We start from the raw sequence: 16,408 nt of genomic DNA, 5'->3' as shown, positions 1-16,408 counted from the left end.
ACAACACACACATGAAAAAAACATTATTAGGTTTAGGCGCTGTAGTAATTTTTATGGCCTCTTTTACCAAAGCAGATCTAGAGAAAGAGAAGACAGTTGTTGCAACTGCCACATTATCGAACCATGCCATGCAAATGAGTGCTGGTGAAAAATTAATTAACAAATCAGATTGTATTGGCTGCCACAACAAAGTGAATAAAATCATTGGCCCATCATACGTGGATATCGCTAAAAAATATCCTGCAACAGAAAAAAACATTAATTACTTAGCTGATAAGATTATTAAAGGTGGTACAGGCGTTTGGGGTACAATGCCAATGTCGGCGCACGCAACCTTAAAGCCTGCAGATGCTAAATTGATGGTAAAATATATTCTATCGCTTAAAAAGAAGTAATCAAAACCGGATTTAAACTCCAAAACAACCAAATGAAAACAGAGCAAGAAAATAAAAACACGAGTAACCGTCGTGACTTTATTAAAACCAGTGCCATTGCCGCAGCTGCATTTATGATCGTTCCACGCCATGTTTTGGGTGGCCCAGGCTTTTTAGCGCCTAGCGATCGTTTACTTATTGCAGCAATTGGTGCTGGTGGAAAAGGGCAAAGCGATATTGCCGGCTTCGCGAAAAGTGGTAAAGCAGATATTGCTTTCTTGTGCGATGTAGACGACCGTCGCGCAGCAGGTAGTGTAAAAGCATTTCCAAAAGCGAAATACTACAAAGATTACCGCGAAATGCTGGATAAAGAGCATAAAAATTTTGATGCTGTCTCCATTTCAACACCGGATCATAACCATGCCATCCAGGCCCTTGCTGCCATGCAGTTGGGAAAACATGTTTATGTACAAAAACCACTTACACACGATATTCACGAAGCCAGAATTTTAACGGCGGCAGCAAAAAAATATAAAGTGGTTACGCAAATGGGTAACCAGGGTGCATCGAATGATGGTCCTCGCCAAATGAAAGAATGGTACGAAGCAGGTCTGATCGGTGATGTACATACCGTTTATGCCTGGACTAACCGTCCGGTTTGGCCTCAGGGTATTCCATGGCCAGATAAAAAAGCTGAAATTCCAAAAGAATTGGATTGGAACCTTTGGTTAGGTACTGCTCCAGAGAAAGATTATGTAGATAAATTGGTGCCATTTAACTGGCGCGGCTGGTGGGATTATGGAACCGGTGCATTAGGCGATATGGGCTGCCACTTAATTGAAGCGCCTTTTAGTGTATTAAACTTGAAATACGCTAAAGAAGTTGAAGCCAGTGTTGGATCGGTTTATGTAGACGAATTTAAACGTGGATATTTTCCTGAAAGCTGCCCGCCATCAAGTCATGTAACCTTAAAATTCCCTAAAACAGATAAGACCAAAGGTGATGTTACCTTACACTGGATGGATGGTGGTATTCAGCCAGAACGCCCTGAAGAATTAGAAGCCAATGAAACATTTGGTGATGGTGGAAATGGTACCTTGTTCATCGGAACAAAAGGAAAAATGATGTCTGAAACTTATAGTGCAAACCCAAAATTGTTGCCGCTAAGCAGAAATAAAGATATCAAGGTAAAAGAAAAATATGCCCGCGTAAAAGATGGTGCCAATGGTCACTATGCACAATGGGTAGAAGCTTCTATTGCGGGTTACGGCAAACAGGAAGTAAGTTCTCCTTTTGAAATTGCTGGCCCATTGACTGAAGCTTTATTAATGGCAAACCTGGCCATCAGAAGTTTTGACATTCAGAAAAATGTGAATGGAAAAGTAACTTATCCGGGCAGATACATGAAAATGCTTTGGGATAATGATAATATGAAAATTACCAATTTCGATGAAGCTAACCAGTTCGTAAAACGCGAATACCGTAAAGGCTGGAATGATTTAATTCTTTAATGAATAACAGAACCTCGTAGCCTTAAAAACCTACGGGGTTTATTTATAAAAAACACAATGAAAAAACTTATTCTTTCTGCCTGTATCTTATTGGCAGTAACCCAAATAACTAAAGCGCAAAAAGGTTTTAAGCCTTTATTTGATGGTAAAACCACGACAGGCTGGCATACTTATAATAAAACAAATGTGGGTAGTGCCTGGCAAGTACAGGATGGTGCTTTACACCTTGATCCGAAAACCAAAGGTACCGATGGTGGTGGCGATCTGGTAACTGATAAAGAATATAAAGATTTTCACTTGAAATACGATTGGAAAGTTGCACCAAAAGCCAATAGTGGCTTAATTTTTTACGTACACGAAGAACCAAAATATCATGCTACCTACTCTACTGGGTTAGAGCAGCAAGTACTGGATAATGATGGTCATCCGGATGGAAAGATCACTAAACACCGTTCCGGTGATCTTTATGATCTAATTAAAAGCGCTTCTGAACCAGTAAAGCCAGTTGGCGAGTGGAACAAAGCAGAAATTATTAGTAAAAAAGGAAATTTAACTTTAATTTTAAATGGTGTTGAAGTAGTGAAAACTACCCTTTGGGATGAAAACTGGAAAAATTTAGTTGCTGGAAGCAAGTTCGCAAAGTGGGAAAACTGGGGAACATACAAATCTGGTAAAATTGCATTGCAAGATCATGGTGATGAAGTTTGGTTCAAAAACATCACTATAAAAGAATTATAATTGTGCTTGAAGGCATGAGGTAAAAGGCTGAAAGTTTTCTTTCTCCTGATTACCCATACACCCTCACCTAATAACTTTACTAAAATTAGGTTAAAGGCGTAAGGTAATAGATTGTAAGTTTTACATCTTTACTTAACCTTACGCCTTAAACCTTATACCTAATAACCTTATATAAACCAAATGAATACCACTACCCGCTTTAAACTCTCCACCATGATGTTCCTCGAATTTTTTATTTGGGGATCATGGTTTGTAACGCTAGGAACCTTTTTAGGCAATAACTTAAAAGCAACAGGATCAGAATCTGCATCCGTTTTTGGCACACAATCCTGGGGAGCAATTATTGCCCCGTTTATTGTTGGTTTAATCGCCGACAGGTATTTTAACGCTGAAAAAATATTAGGCGTTTTACATATTGTTGGTGCAATATTAATGTATCAAATGTACAATGCCACCGACGTAAGCGTTTTTTACCCATATGTTCTTGGTTACATGATCTTGTTTATGCCAACACTAGCTTTGGTAAACTCTGTTTCATTTAATCAAATGCAAGATCCTGAAAAGGAATTTTCTAAAATCCGTGTTTGGGGAACTATCGGCTGGATTATCGCTGGTTTGTTAATCAGTTTTGTTTTCCATTGGGATTCTCCGGAAGGGATTGAATCCGGATTATTAAGAAGTACATTTTTAATGGCAGGCATTGTGTCCCTAGCCTTAGGCCTTTTTAGTTTTACCCTTCCTAAAACACCACCTAAAGTATCTTCAACAGAAAAAATTAAAGTGGGTGATTTAATTGGCTTAGATGCGCTTAAGCTTTTAAAAGACAAAAATTTTGCGATCTTCTTCATCTCAGCGATTTTAATTTGTATTCCATTGGCTTTTTACTACCAAAATGCAGGTTTGTTTTTAGCAGATATTAAGGTATCTAATCCAACTGGAAAAATGGCTATTGGTCAAATCTCCGAAGCATTGTTCCTATTGGCCATTCCGGTATTTTTCTCAAAATATGGTTTTAAGAAAACGATCTTAGTGGGAATGTTAGCCTGGGCTTTAAGGTATGTATTGTTTGCATTTGGTAACGCTGGCGACTTAAGCTTTATGTTAATTATTGGCATCGCCTTACACGGCGTTTGCTACGATTTCTTTTTCGTATCAGGTCAAATCTATACCAATTCAAAAGCTGGTGAGCGCTATAAAAGTTCTGCACAGGGCTTAATTACGTTAGCCACTTATGGCGTAGGGATGCTAATTGGTTTTGAAGTTGCTGGTATGATTACCGACACGTATAAAGCAGCTAATGGCGCAGTAGACTGGAAAATGGTTTGGATTATTCCTGCAGGTATTGCTGCAGCAGTGTTCTTACTCTTCGCTGTTCTCTTCAATGATAAAACAAAGTCTGAAATAGAAGCTAAAGCCCTTTAAAAAATGTCTTCAAAATTAAATAGAAGAAATGCGTTGAAAAACATCATTGCCGGCACTGCCGCGATAGGGGTATCATCAGGCATTTCATCCTTTGCAATGGATAAACCCACACAGTCTTTAGCCCTTAAGGGCAACATTAATCATTCGGTTTGCCGATGGTGTTTCAGCACATTTGATGTAGATGCATTATGTACAGAAGCAAAAAAAATAGGGATTAAAGGCATTGACCTGGTGGGCCCGAAAGACTGGCCTATTTTAAAAAAACATGGCTTGGAATCTACCATGTGCAATGGTGCCGAAATTAACCTTGTTGATGGTTTTAATGATAAAAAATTTCACGAGCAGTTGATCAAAAACTACTCTGCGATGATTCCGCTGGTTGCTGCCGCAGGTTATAAAAACCTCATTTGCTTTAGTGGTAATAGACGTGGAAAGGACGACGAAACCGGTTGGAACAATTGCGTGGAGGGATTAAAACAACTTATGCCACTAGCCGAAAAGCATGGTGTGGTATTGGTAATGGAGTTATTAAACAGTAAAATTAACCATGCCGATTATCAGTGTGATAAGACTGCATGGGGTGCCGAACTTTGCAAACGCCTGGGATCGGAAAACTTCAAATTACTTTACGATATCTACCATATGCAGATTGACGAAGGTGATGTGATTCGTACCATAAAAGAAAACCATCAATACATTGCGCATTACCATACAGCCGGAGTTCCTGGCCGTAACGAGATTGATGAAACGCAGGAATTATATTATCCTGCAATTATGAAGGCCATTTTAGAAACCGGCTTTAAAGGTTTCGTTGCTCAAGAATTTATACCAAAAAATGCAGATAAGATTGGCTCGTTAAAAAAGGCTGTTGAAATTTGCGATATTTAAATCTACCATTATGTTATCAAGAAAAAGTTTTATCATCAACGGTTGCTTAGCTATAGCAACTTTACTTTTGGCGCCGTCATTTGCTTGCGTAGCGCAGAAAAAAGCAGTTGGCCTACAACTCTATTCACTTAGAACTGATTTGCCTAAAGACTTAAAAGGCACTATTGAAAAGGTTGCAAAAGCAGGCTTTACAGAAGTTGAAACCTATGGTTTTTCTATTAAAGATCAATTTTGGGGTCTAACTCCGGTTGAATTTAAGAAATTACTTAGCTCAAATGGATTAAAAGCTGTAAGTGGTCACTATGGCTTAGGTTCTTATCTTGTAGATGGAAATACTGACGAACTGAAAGCTGCTATCGCTGCCGCAAAAGTTCTAGGCAGCGAGTATGTTACTATTCCCTATTTAGATGCCAGCATCAGAAAAAATGCGGAAGATTATAAAAAACTTGCTGCAAAGATTAATATTGCCGGCAAAATGTGCAAGGATGCGGGTTTGAGATTAGCTTATCATAACCACGATTTTGAATTTCAGAAACAAGGAGAGACCACAGGCTATCAAATTTTATTGAGTGAAACTGATAAAAAATTAGTTGATTTTGAATTAGATTTATACTGGGTAGTTCGCTCTGGAAATGATCCGATTAAATTATTTACAGATAACCCTGGTCGTTTCACAATGTGGCACGTAAAAGATATGGACAAAACAAATCCTGCGTTAAATGCAGAAGTTGGAACAGGAAGTATTGATTGGAAACCTATTTTTGCTGATGCTAAATTATCAGGAATGAAACATTTCTTTGTTGAGCACGAAACCAACTATAAGCCTAATCCGATTGAATCAGTGGCTGCAAGTTGTGCTTATATCAAGGCAAATATCCTGAAATAATTTTCTATTATTCATCATCTCGATGATGAAAGGTGATAGCGAGACGCAACCACCTGTAAAAGTCATCCTATAAATATCTGCACTTGCATTATATTAATAGGATGACTTTTTTAATTTAACTTCCCTGCCAATACACAGGTATTCTTATATCTTTTCGTATTTCCTTTTAAATCAAAAGCATCGAATAAGACCACATAAATTCCAATTGCGGCTTTTAGTCCGTTATCATCTAAACCATCCCAGGTTAAAGTTCCGTTTGTTCCGATGGTTTGATTTTTTAATAATTTCTTAATTAATCTACCTTTATCAGTATAAATATTAACCGTTGCTAAACTTTCGTTTGCCGCAACCTGATATTCTACCATCATTAAATCCTCAAAATTATCTCCATCAGGCGAAAACGTTTTGGAAAGAACGCGGACATAATTTTCATCACCACTTAATTCTTGAGAGTTTTTATAAGTAGGTGTGGCAAAACCAACTGTGGCTGCTGCCGATTTAAAATTACCGGGCTCATTTGCAGCCACGTCGAAAGAAACACGTTCAAGAGAAACTCCATCTTCATTTTGAATGAGAGGATGATGGATTTTTGGAACATAATCGAATCTGTCAATAACCACATTATTGCTTAAAATAACTACGCTCCCCTTATCATTATTGTAAGCTGGCATTGACTTTAACTCCACAAAATTTTCCGGGTTTTGAGCAAAATAATTCAATTTGACCTGAGTAGCATTAGTGCTTAAAACCCAATAGGTGTTTGGAGAGATCAGTATATTTTTGGTCGAAACCGGGGTAATATTTGAAATAGCACCTGCCGCATTTATAGTTGCAATTTGTAATTCTTTTAAATTTAAACGTTGGTTACTATGGTTAAAAACTTCCACAAAATCGACGCCTCCAGGCTTAGGATTAAATAAGACTTCTGATATTAGTATATCGCCTTTCTCTAGTTTCTTTGGCAGAAACAGTTTTGCTGTGTTCTTCGTAGCGTCGATCACTTTTCCGGCACAATCGGTAACATTATTTACGGTTAATGCATTTTCTATACCCTGTGATAAGTTAGATTGGAAATGAAGGGTTACACTAGTATAATCAGGCTGAATGCTAACCAATTTCGGATTCCCAAACCCATTATTTATCGAATAGTTAGCAACATCAACTGCAGAAATACGATCCACAATTTTCGAAAACTGAATCTGAACGGTTACACTATCAATCACCTCTGCATTGATTACTTTAAGCGCTTCAGTATTTAACTGTGATTGATACACGGAGTTCTGCATTCCCGGCGTGCCACCAGCAACAGCTGCAGATGCTGTCCAATTTTGTATTCCCATACAAATGTTTTTAGGATCAATGAGTTCTAAACTAAACCCACCCTTCTTTTTTACTTCATCTTTATACCAACTATCATCATAAGCTATTCTATCAATAATTTCACCCGAATTATTGCTTAATGTAATTATATCCTGGTCATTATTTAGACTTGGCCAGGGCAATAATCCAATAGTTTTTCCATAAAGCTTAAGCAGTGCTTCGTCTGCTTTTGCAGTTAAAATAATATATTGATTCGGTTTTATGGTATCTACAGGAAAGGTACATACAGATGTTTGATCAGTATACTTCCAACCCTCGGTCAAAATGTATTCATTCGTCGTATTCCAAATCTCAACGTATTCTTTATGAGGCAGGGTAATACTTCCACCTGGGTTTGCAAAAATTTCATTGATCACAACATCTCCATATTTCACAATATATTTTTTAATATAAGTAAAACTTAGATTACTATTTGCTGCAATTACATTCCCTTTTTTATCGCTTATGTTGTTCAGGTTTAGGTTATATAAACCAGATTCGAAATCTTTCTTAAAAGTGAGTCGATAAACATTTTCTTGTGCGGTTGGAGCGATGGATGATGGATTCCCATAAGAATTTGATAGTACGTAATTAGCCGTAGAATTGGCAGTATTCAGTTCTAGAGGTTCTGAAAACGCTACTTCTAATGTGTTTGTATTCACTACCGAAATACTTTTTAAAACTGGTGGTACGGTATCAGGCACAAGATCCTTAACCACAAAATCGTCAAAAAAGTACTGATTGTATCTGGAAGCAGTTGCATACTTACAAAAAACACCAGCAAATGCCGATGTATTAAAAGTACGATCAGTAACGCTGCCTTCCTGATTAAAATTCGTTCCTCCGGAAATATCAGTAAATAATTCCCACTTGCCTGAAGCATCTCTGGTTACTTTAACTTTTGCATAAACTAGGCCAGCCTTTGGTCGTGTTTTTTTGGGTCCTGCGATAATTCTTGAGATTGTTGTTCCGCTTTGCCTATATAAATGAAATCCATCTGTAGCACCGGTTTCACCTATCTGTACAAAATAACCATTTAGAGCTCCTTTCAAATCCTCTTTGTCTGAAGTTAAATAAATACGGACGAAATTGGTTGAGGTAGGGTTAAATTTAAGTTGCATCAAAAACTCCCAGCTAGCATTTACACTGAGCTGATTAGCTGTAGCTAAAGCAATTGTTTGCGACGCCAATCGCTGACCTTTGGATTGAAGGTGTTTTTGAATATTAACCTGAAAATCACTTACATTACCTTTCCAGGAAGGATTTTGGGAGAAATCGCCATCTGAAAATGATTCGGTAACCTGAGAAAATGCAATTTTACACAATAACAATAGGGATATAAGCAGAATTTTCTTCATATTTGGACTTATATCAAATGTTTATAAATATAATAAATAAAGTTTAAAATGAAAGTAGCAGTTGTAGGTGCAACCGGATTGGTTGGAACCGTAATGTTAAAAGTATTGGAGGAAAGAAATTTCCCTTTAACAGAGTTAATTCCCGTAGCATCAGAAAAGAGCGTTGGTAAGGAAATTACTTTTAAGGGTAAGAAGTTTCCAATCGTTAGCATGGACACTGCAATTGGCATGAGACCAGACATTGCTTTGTTTTCTGCCGGTGGAAATACTTCATTAGAGCATGCACCACGTTTTAAAGAAGCGGGCACTACTGTTATCGATAATTCTTCAGCCTGGAGAATGGATCCTGCCATTAAATTGATCGTTCCGGAGGTAAATGCCCATGAGCTTTCTATTGATAATAAAATTATCGCTAATCCAAATTGTTCTACCATTCAAATGGTAGTGGTTTTAAAACCATTGCACGATAAATATAAAATCAAACGGGTGGTTGTTTCCACCTATCAATCCGTTACCGGAACTGGTGTTAAAGCGGTAGAACAATTAATGAATGAGCGTAAAGGTATCCTTGATGGCCCAAAAGCTTATCCATACGAAATAGATTTAAACGTTCTTCCACATATAGATGTGTTCATGGATAATGGATATACCAAGGAAGAGATGAAAATGGTTAAAGAAACCAATAAGATTATGAGCGATGATACCATTAAAGTTACGGCAACTACTGTTCGTATCCCGGTAATGGGAGGACACTCAGAATCTGTAAATATTGAGTTTGAAAATGATTTCGATCTAGCTGAGGTTCGCAGCATTTTAGAAAAATCGCCAGGCATTATTGTGGTAGATGATGTTGCAAACTTGAAGTACCCTATGCCCAAAGATGCACATGAAAAAGACGAAGTTTTTGTAGGCCGTATTCGTAGAGATGAATCAGCTCCTAAAGCTTTAAATCTTTGGATTGTTGCTGATAACTTACGTAAAGGTGCGGCAACCAATGCTGTTCAGATTGCAGAATATTTGATTCGAAAAGAATTAGTTTAAAAATGAAATTTAAGCCCGTGCCAAAAGCATGGGCTTTTTTATGCGCGCTCTAAAATGAAAAATATTCCTCTTATCTTAATCTACTCCAGGTTATTCATCGGCTTCGGAATCATTATCCTGAGTGTTTTACATATTGATCATTATGCTTTTTTATCCATTAGTTTATTAACTATTGGTTTATTAACTGATGTTTTTGATGGAATAATTGCAAGAAAATTAAACATTTCTTCAGAAAAGCTCAGACGCTTAGATTCAGGTATCGACCAGGTATTTTTCATATCTGTTGCCATTTCCACTTACATTCAGTGTCCCAATTTTTTCAAGCTCAATCTAATGAAACTAATCGTTTTATTCAGTGCAGAAGCATTAATCTATCTGGTAAGTTATATCAAGTTCAAAAAAGAAATCGCAACGCATTCCATCGGCGCCAAAATCTGGACGCTTATATTATTTGCAACCTTAGTTGAAATTATGGTTCATTGTAAATCTGTGGTACTGTTTGAACTTTGCCTTTGGATTGGGCTATTAACAAGACTGGAAATTCTAGCAATTATACTCATCTTAAAAAAATGGACAAATGATGTACCTACAATTTACCATGCGATAAGGTTAAGACAAGGCAAAGAGATCAAACGCAACAAATTATTTAATGGCTGATTAATACAAAAGGATCTAATCACCGAATTATATATAATTCGGTGATTATAATATCTAATTTATATATAATTTAGTGATTACAATAGCTAAATTATATATAATTGTTATCTTTGAATAAATGGGTAGATATGATTGTACGATTATTGGAAAACTACATAGCATCTAAATTCTTTAAGGGAAAAGCAATTATAATAACTGGTGCGAGACAGGTTGGCAAAACTACTATGTTAAAAAAGCTAGCAAAGAAGATAGAGCAGTCTTTTGTTCTTCTTAATTGCGATGAAGCAAATGTTCGCACCACTCTAGAGGACATCAGCATTGAACGTTTAAAATCTATAATTGGCGCCCATAAAATCATTCTGATTGATGAGGCTCAAAGGGTCTTAAATATCGGCTTAACATTAAAGCTAATTGTAGATAACTTTCCTGAAGTACAGCTTTTAGTTACGGGTTCTTCATCTTTAGATTTGGCTGCAGGAACGAAAGAAAGCTTGACGGGTAGAAAGTTTGAATATCTTCTTTTCCCGTTTTCTACTGGAGAGCTTGTGCAGCATACCGATTTTCTAACCGAAGAACAATCATTAGAGAAAAGACTGATATTTGGAAGCTATCCTGATGCGATAAATTATCCCGGAGATGAACAAGAACTTTTGTTAAACCTAAGCAATAGCTATTTATTTAAAGATATTTTGGCCCTTTCCGGAATCAGGAAACCAATTCAATTGGAAAAGTTAGTACAAGCTTTAGCACTGCAAATTGGAAATGAAATATCATACAGCGAACTTGGACAAATGATAGAAGCTGATAAATTAACGGTAGAAAGATACATTGACTTATTGGAACAATGCTTTGTAGTATTCAGATTAGGAGCCTACAGCAAAAACCTAAGAAATGAAGTAAAAAAAGGAAAGAAAATTTATTTTTACGACAATGGGATACGTAATGCGGTTATACATAATTTTAGTCCGCTAAGTTTAAGGCAAGATACAGGTCAGCTTTTCGAAAACTATATTATCTCTGAGTTTATAAAATCAAATAATAACAAAACTAGACATGCGAAACTTTTCTTTTGGAGGAGCTTTCAACAACAGGAAATAGATTTGATTGAAGAATCAGATGGAAATTTGACAGCGTATGAAATTAAGTGGAATGAAAACAAGAAAGTTAAATTTCCAACAACCTTTACCAACGTTTATCAATCTGTACAAACAAACGTGATCAATAAAAAAAATTATATCGATTTTTTAATTAAAACTGACTAGCCTTTATATGAAAAAGTATTTACTAATTTTTTATTCTCTCCTTTATTGCGTTAATTGTTTCAGCCAGAACAAAATCCAAAATCTGGAAAAGGCTTTCAATAATCTTCTGGCAGATGAACAGGCAAAACATGCGCTGGCATCACTTTGTGTATTAGATGCAAATACGGGGAAAATACTATTTGCAAAAAACGAGCAGGTTGGATTAGCGACTGCATCTACACTAAAAACAATTACTGCAGCATCTGCATTTAGTATTTTAGGTAAAGACTTTCAATTTCAGACAACGTTAGGTTATTCAGGAGATATTACAGCTGATGGAACACTAAAAGGAAACATCATAATAATAGGCAGTGGAGATCCTACATTAGGTTCATGGCGTTATCAAAATAAAGAAAATGCAGTGCTATCACAATGGGTAGCCGCAATAAAAGCAGCAGGAATTAAAAAGATTGATGGTGCAATTATTGGTGATGATCGTATTTTTGGTACACAGACTACGCCCGAAGGTTGGGTATGGCAAGATATCGGAAATTACTATGGCGCCGGAACTTCCGGATTAGCTTGGAGAGAAAATCAGTTCGACATTCATTTGCGTCCTGGATCTAGTACATCAGCAGATGTAACACTGGTTAAAACAGTACCCATTACGCCCTATATTCAAATTAAAAATGAACTAAAAACTGGTGCATCAGGCACTGGCGATAGAAGTTATGCATTCCTCCCACCCTATTCGAAAGTAGCTTATTTGCGAGGCAGCTGGGGCATTGGGATTAGCAAATCCAGTATTTCGGTAGCGCTACCAGATCCTGCTTTCGATTGTGCCTTTCGTTTACAGGATACATTGAAAAGATTAGGAATTGAGACTAATCAACAGCCTACAACTACAAGGCTGATGGAACTAAGTAAAATATCTGTCCCGGCTATTTCACAGAAAATTAGCACGATTACCTCCCCTTCTTTAAGCGAAATTACCTATTGGTTTCTCAAAAAAAGTGTTAATCTCTATGGCGAAACTTTATTAAAAACTATGGCATTAAAGTCTGGCAAACCAGCCACCACTGCTAAAGGTGTAGAAACAGAAATCAATTTCTGGGCAAGTAAAGGCATAGATAAATCAGCATTAAACATCATCGATGGGAGCGGTCTTTCTCCTGGAAATAAAATTACAACATCAGCAATGGCAGATATATTATTTCAGATCCAAAAAGAAGCTTGGTTCCCTGATTTTGAAAAAGCTTTGCCAAACTACAATGGGATGAAAATAAAAAGTGGCACTATAAATGATGTTTCGGCATTTGCCGGATACCACACCAACACTGCAGGTGATAAATTTGTTATTGTAATCAACATTAACAACTACAGTGGAAGTGGAATTAATAAAAAATTGTTTAAGGTACTCGATGAACTGAAATAACCACTATCTAAAATTTCCCTATGCCACATTTTATTAAGAACATCCAAACGGTTGATGGTTTGATCTCCAATTTATATAAAGACATTTCTATAGCAGAAATGACTGAAAAAATAAACCACTATTTTGAGATACAAGGTTATAAAGTTACTGACCAGCAATTTGGGAATTTGGTTTTGGAAAAAGGTAGCAGAATCAAAAGGATTTTATTAGGTGCTTTTGTATCTTACTATAAATTTAGTGTAACCATGGCTCAAACCTCAGAAAGTGAACTTACTGTAAACGTTTTTCAGCAATCAAGCGGCATGTCTGGCGGTCTTATTGGAATGAAACAAATCAAAACAGAACTGACAAGACTGAATTTCGTTTTTTCCCAAATTTAAAACTGATAATGAAATACGAGTGCAACCGCATTAATAACGGGTATTAGTAGCTTTAAACAAGTTAATTACAGATGACTGTCTATCTGTAAAACCGGATAATCTTTTCTGATGTTGATTTGATATGGATATAAGAATTGAAAATTGGAAAGACAATCTTAAAGAACCAAAACCTGATTACCAGTTTGGTGACCATGTTCATGTGGTAGATGAAAGATTTTATATGCCACAGCTTGACAAATACAGGCAGGTTTGGATTTATCTACCGAAGCGCTACAAAGATTCGAACAAGCGTTATCCAGTTCTTTACATGCATGATGGTCAGAATTTGTTTCATGCAAAGCCTGCCAGAAACGATGAATGGGCAGTTGATACGACTGTAGATAACCTGATCCGTGAAGGTTTGCAAGAAATGATCATCATCGGCATTAATCACGGTGAAGAAGATCGCCTGACAGAATATAATCCTTATGATAGTGAAAATGGCAAAGGCGAAGGGAAAGCCTACGCATCATTCATAGTCGATACTTTGAAGCCTTTTATAGATCAGCACTATCGCACCTTGCCCGATGTTGATAACACCGCTATAGCCGGAAGTTCTATGGGCGGTCTAATTACACTTTTTATGCTTACGGAATATCCAGCCATCTTCGGATCAGCAGGGATATTTAGTCCGGCGTTATGGCTTGCACCGAAAATATATGATCACGTTGCAAAACGATTATCTGCATTAAAAAGCAGGAAGGTATTTTTTGTTGCAGGAGATAAGGAAGGCAATGAAATGATAGATAATGTTACAAAAGTTTATAAGCTATTAAACCCTGATGACAAGAATGAAAATATTGTTTTCATTGAAAGGGAAGACGGAAAACATACAGAATGGTTCTGGCATCGGGAATTTGAATCGTTTTATAAGTTTATAGCTGAATGATTCTATTATCATTTACGGTTAATTGGAATCAATCATAATAAAATATAGCTGTGAATTAACTCATTGCTTTCTGTTTCAACTCATTTAATAGATTAAAAAATCGCTATTCAGAAGCACTTCAGCTTCAGCTAATCTTACCCTGATTGATGCAGACACCAAAAAGCTTTTTCTGTTTTTGTTGAAACGTAAAGCAGGACTGATTTGCAGAATACCAAGCTGAATTGCTTTCAAAACCTGGTATTAATATAAATTTAACACGGCTAATTCATCGAAAATCCGATCGTAACATTAACCCTGAAAACACTTTATTTATTTAAAAAATATACTAACTTTGATTTAGGCTTAGTAATTGTACTTTATACACTAAGCAGTTAAAAAATCAACAAAAAATCAAATAAAAATGAGCATAATCGTTAATGTCCATGCCAGACAAATCCTCGATTCGAGAGGCAATCCAACAGTAGAAGTTGAAGTAGTTACAGAAGCAGGCGCTTTTGGCCGTGCAGCTGTACCAAGCGGTGCATCTACCGGGCAATATGAGGCTGTTGAATTACGTGATGGTGATAAATCTACCTACCTGGGTAAAGGTGTTTTGAAAGCGGTAGAAAATGTAAATACTAAAATTGCTGATGCATTGAGAGGTATTGATGTTTTTGAACAAAATGCAATTGATAAATTAATGTTAGCACTTGATGGTACTGAGAACAAAGGTAACTTAGGTGCTAATGCAATTTTAGGCGTTTCTTTGGCTGTTGCTAAAGCAGCTGCTGACGAAATTGGTCAACCTTTATACCGTTATATTGGTGGTGTAAATGCTAACACTTTACCAATTCCAATGATGAATATCATCAATGGTGGTTCTCACTCTGATGCGCCAATCGCATTTCAAGAATTTATGATCATGCCAGTTGGTGCGCCTTCTTTCTCTGAAGCTTTACGTTGGGGAACTGAAGTTTTCCATAGCTTGAAAAAAATTCTTCATGATAGAGGCTTATCTACTGCCGTAGGTGATGAAGGTGGTTTTGCACCAACTTTCGACGGTACAGAGGATGCAATTGAAACTGTGTTAAAAGCGATTGAAACTGCTGGTTACCAACCAGGTTCTCAGATTTGTTTAGCTTTAGATTGTGCTTCTTCTGAGTTCTACAAAGATGGAAAATACGATTACACGAAATTTGAAGGTGCTACTGGCGTGATTCGCTCCAGCGAAGAACAAGCGCAATATTTAGCTGACCTTTCTGCAAAATATCCAATCATTTCTATTGAAGATGGTATGGATGAAAATGACTGGACAGGCTGGAAAAGCCTAACAGATAAAATTGGTGACCATGTTCAATTGGTTGGTGATGATTTATTTGTTACTAATGTTACGCGTTTACAACGTGGTATTGATGAAGATACTGCTAACTCTATCTTGGTAAAAGTTAACCAAATTGGATCTTTAACAGAAACTATTAATGCAGTTACTTTAGCTCAAAACAGTGGTTATACTTCGGTAATGAGTCACCGTTCTGGCGAAACTGAAGATGTTACGATTGCAGATTTAGCGGTTGCTTTAAACTGTGGTCAGATTAAAACTGGTTCAGCATCTCGTTCAGACAGGATTGCGAAATACAATCAATTATTACGTATTGAAGAAGAGTTAGGCGAGAATGCTCGTTTCATTGGTTCGAAATTCAAATACGCTAAAAAATAATCAATAGCGATCGGTTTAAACCTTTCACTATTATTAAGAGATTGAAAAATTAATATGCAAAACTTCCGGAGATTTAAATCTTCGGAAGTTTTTGTTTTTATACTATATTTGTTCAGTTGATTTGTGCAATGCCTCAATCATAAATCTCCCATACTCATTTCGAACTATGAAACGTTTAATAGACCTTTTCCGCAATAAATATTTCCTGGCAGCCGTTGCCTTTGCCATGTGGATGCTGTTTTTCGATAAAAACGATATGATGTCGCAATACGAATACCGCAGCCAGGCGAACAAATTGCAAGAAGAAAAAGAATATTTTGAGAAAGAAACCGCCCAGGTTAAGAAAGATCTAAATGAATTAAATACCAATCTGAATACTGCTGAAAAGTTTGCCCGTGAAAAATACTTCATGAAAAAAGACAATGAAGATGTTTTTGTGATTATTCATGAGGAAAAGAAAGATTAGACGAAAAATTAAGGCATTTCAGAATTGG

15 protein-coding genes are annotated in these 16,408 nt (G+C 36.6%); 14 read left to right on the top strand and 1 reads right to left on the bottom strand.

The window, feature by feature from the left end; translation table 11 throughout:
• The first annotated feature begins 11 nt into the window (after positions 1-11).
• From SOM16_RS14520 to SOM16_RS14495, 6 genes are all read left to right on the top strand, one after another.
• Positions 12-395, top strand: coding sequence for a c-type cytochrome (locus tag SOM16_RS14520; protein ID WP_320464717.1), 384 nt, complete (start codon positions 12-14; stop codon positions 393-395).
• Positions 396-427: 32 nt separating this feature from the next.
• The gene (locus SOM16_RS14515) at positions 428-1,885 is read left to right on the top strand and encodes a Gfo/Idh/MocA family protein (RefSeq protein WP_320464716.1); all 1,458 of its coding nucleotides are present in this window, start codon (positions 428-430) and stop codon (positions 1,883-1,885) included.
• Positions 1,886-1,942: 57 nt separating this feature from the next.
• On the top strand, positions 1,943-2,623 hold the full coding sequence (locus SOM16_RS14510; protein ID WP_320464715.1) for a DUF1080 domain-containing protein: 681 nt from the start codon (positions 1,943-1,945) through the stop codon (positions 2,621-2,623).
• A 180-nt stretch (positions 2,624-2,803) separates the two neighbouring features.
• A complete protein-coding gene (locus tag SOM16_RS14505) occupies positions 2,804-4,045 on the top strand; it encodes a nucleoside permease (RefSeq protein ID WP_320464714.1) in 1,242 nt (413 codons plus the stop codon).
• A gap of 3 nt (positions 4,046-4,048) precedes the next feature.
• Entirely contained in the window at positions 4,049-4,933 is an 885-nt protein-coding gene (locus tag SOM16_RS14500; RefSeq protein ID WP_320464713.1) for a hydroxypyruvate isomerase family protein, read from the top strand.
• A gap of 10 nt (positions 4,934-4,943) precedes the next feature.
• Positions 4,944-5,819, top strand: a complete 876-nt coding sequence (locus SOM16_RS14495; RefSeq protein ID WP_320464712.1) for a sugar phosphate isomerase/epimerase — start codon at positions 4,944-4,946, stop codon at positions 5,817-5,819.
• Between the two features lie 110 nt (positions 5,820-5,929).
• Here SOM16_RS14495 and SOM16_RS14490 read toward each other — a convergent pair whose 3' ends face one another.
• On the bottom strand, positions 5,930-8,536 hold the full coding sequence (locus tag SOM16_RS14490) for a lamin tail domain-containing protein (protein WP_320464711.1): 2,607 nt from the start codon (positions 8,534-8,536) through the stop codon (positions 5,930-5,932).
• Between the two features lie 48 nt (positions 8,537-8,584).
• On the opposite strand from SOM16_RS14490, the gene SOM16_RS14485 reads away from it, so the two are divergent.
• The 8 genes from SOM16_RS14485 to SOM16_RS14450 all read left to right on the top strand — a co-directional run bounded on the left by SOM16_RS14485 (position 8,585) and on the right by SOM16_RS14450 (position 16,380).
• The gene (locus tag SOM16_RS14485) at positions 8,585-9,577 is read left to right on the top strand and encodes an aspartate-semialdehyde dehydrogenase (protein WP_320464710.1); all 993 of its coding nucleotides are present in this window, start codon (positions 8,585-8,587) and stop codon (positions 9,575-9,577) included.
• Between the two features lie 54 nt (positions 9,578-9,631).
• Entirely contained in the window at positions 9,632-10,234 is a 603-nt protein-coding gene (locus SOM16_RS14480) for a CDP-alcohol phosphatidyltransferase family protein (RefSeq protein ID WP_320464709.1), read from the top strand.
• 128 nt (positions 10,235-10,362) lie between these two features.
• Positions 10,363-11,496, top strand: a complete 1,134-nt coding sequence (locus tag SOM16_RS14475; RefSeq protein WP_320464708.1) for an ATP-binding protein — start codon at positions 10,363-10,365, stop codon at positions 11,494-11,496.
• 7 nt (positions 11,497-11,503) lie between these two features.
• On the top strand, positions 11,504-12,910 hold the full coding sequence (gene dacB, locus SOM16_RS14470; RefSeq protein WP_320464707.1) for a D-alanyl-D-alanine carboxypeptidase/D-alanyl-D-alanine endopeptidase: 1,407 nt from the start codon (positions 11,504-11,506) through the stop codon (positions 12,908-12,910).
• A 20-nt stretch (positions 12,911-12,930) separates the two neighbouring features.
• Complete coding sequence (locus tag SOM16_RS14465; RefSeq protein WP_320464706.1) at positions 12,931-13,290, top strand: hypothetical protein; 360 nt, start codon at positions 12,931-12,933, stop codon at positions 13,288-13,290.
• 121 nt (positions 13,291-13,411) lie between these two features.
• Positions 13,412-14,218, top strand: coding sequence for an alpha/beta hydrolase (locus tag SOM16_RS14460; RefSeq protein ID WP_320464705.1), 807 nt, complete (start codon positions 13,412-13,414; stop codon positions 14,216-14,218).
• A gap of 400 nt (positions 14,219-14,618) precedes the next feature.
• Positions 14,619-15,914 (top strand): phosphopyruvate hydratase, encoded by a 1,296-nt coding sequence (eno, locus tag SOM16_RS14455; RefSeq protein ID WP_154278738.1) that lies wholly within the window; start codon positions 14,619-14,621, stop codon positions 15,912-15,914.
• 166 nt (positions 15,915-16,080) lie between these two features.
• A complete protein-coding gene (locus SOM16_RS14450; RefSeq protein ID WP_320464704.1) occupies positions 16,081-16,380 on the top strand; it encodes an FtsB family cell division protein in 300 nt (99 codons plus the stop codon).
• Positions 16,381-16,408 lie beyond the last annotated feature (28 nt).

Origin of the sequence: Pedobacter sp. CFBP9032, assembly GCF_034045265.1 — a bacterium.
Lineage (GTDB): Bacteria > Bacteroidota > Bacteroidia > Sphingobacteriales > Sphingobacteriaceae > Pedobacter.
The sequence above is the reverse complement of the archived record's forward strand: the minus strand, read 5'-3'. Positions and strand labels throughout refer to the sequence as shown.

Excerpts from the sequence above, each read along its gene's own strand:
- SOM16_RS14485 (WP_320464710.1), top strand. The coding sequence starts at position 8,585 with ATGAAAGTAGCAGTTGTAGGTGCAACCGGATTGGTTGGAACCGTAATG.
- SOM16_RS14520 (WP_320464717.1), top strand. The coding sequence starts at position 12 with ATGAAAAAAACATTATTAGGTTTAGGCGCTGTAGTAATTTTTATGGCC.
- SOM16_RS14505 (WP_320464714.1), top strand. The coding sequence starts at position 2,804 with ATGAATACCACTACCCGCTTTAAACTCTCCACCATGATGTTCCTCGAA.
- SOM16_RS14515 (WP_320464716.1), top strand. The coding sequence starts at position 428 with ATGAAAACAGAGCAAGAAAATAAAAACACGAGTAACCGTCGTGACTTT.
- SOM16_RS14465 (WP_320464706.1), top strand. The coding sequence starts at position 12,931 with ATGCCACATTTTATTAAGAACATCCAAACGGTTGATGGTTTGATCTCC.
- SOM16_RS14450 (WP_320464704.1), top strand. The coding sequence starts at position 16,081 with ATGAAACGTTTAATAGACCTTTTCCGCAATAAATATTTCCTGGCAGCC.
- SOM16_RS14460 (WP_320464705.1), top strand. The coding sequence starts at position 13,412 with ATGGATATAAGAATTGAAAATTGGAAAGACAATCTTAAAGAACCAAAA.
- SOM16_RS14510 (WP_320464715.1), top strand. The coding sequence starts at position 1,943 with ATGAAAAAACTTATTCTTTCTGCCTGTATCTTATTGGCAGTAACCCAA.
- SOM16_RS14475 (WP_320464708.1), top strand. The coding sequence starts at position 10,363 with ATGATTGTACGATTATTGGAAAACTACATAGCATCTAAATTCTTTAAG.
- dacB (WP_320464707.1), top strand. The coding sequence starts at position 11,504 with ATGAAAAAGTATTTACTAATTTTTTATTCTCTCCTTTATTGCGTTAAT.
- eno (WP_154278738.1), top strand. The coding sequence starts at position 14,619 with ATGAGCATAATCGTTAATGTCCATGCCAGACAAATCCTCGATTCGAGA.
- SOM16_RS14500 (WP_320464713.1), top strand. The coding sequence starts at position 4,049 with ATGTCTTCAAAATTAAATAGAAGAAATGCGTTGAAAAACATCATTGCC.
- SOM16_RS14480 (WP_320464709.1), top strand. The coding sequence starts at position 9,632 with ATGAAAAATATTCCTCTTATCTTAATCTACTCCAGGTTATTCATCGGC.
- SOM16_RS14495 (WP_320464712.1), top strand. The coding sequence starts at position 4,944 with ATGTTATCAAGAAAAAGTTTTATCATCAACGGTTGCTTAGCTATAGCA.
- SOM16_RS14490 (WP_320464711.1), bottom strand. The coding sequence starts at position 8,536 with ATGAAGAAAATTCTGCTTATATCCCTATTGTTATTGTGTAAAATTGCA.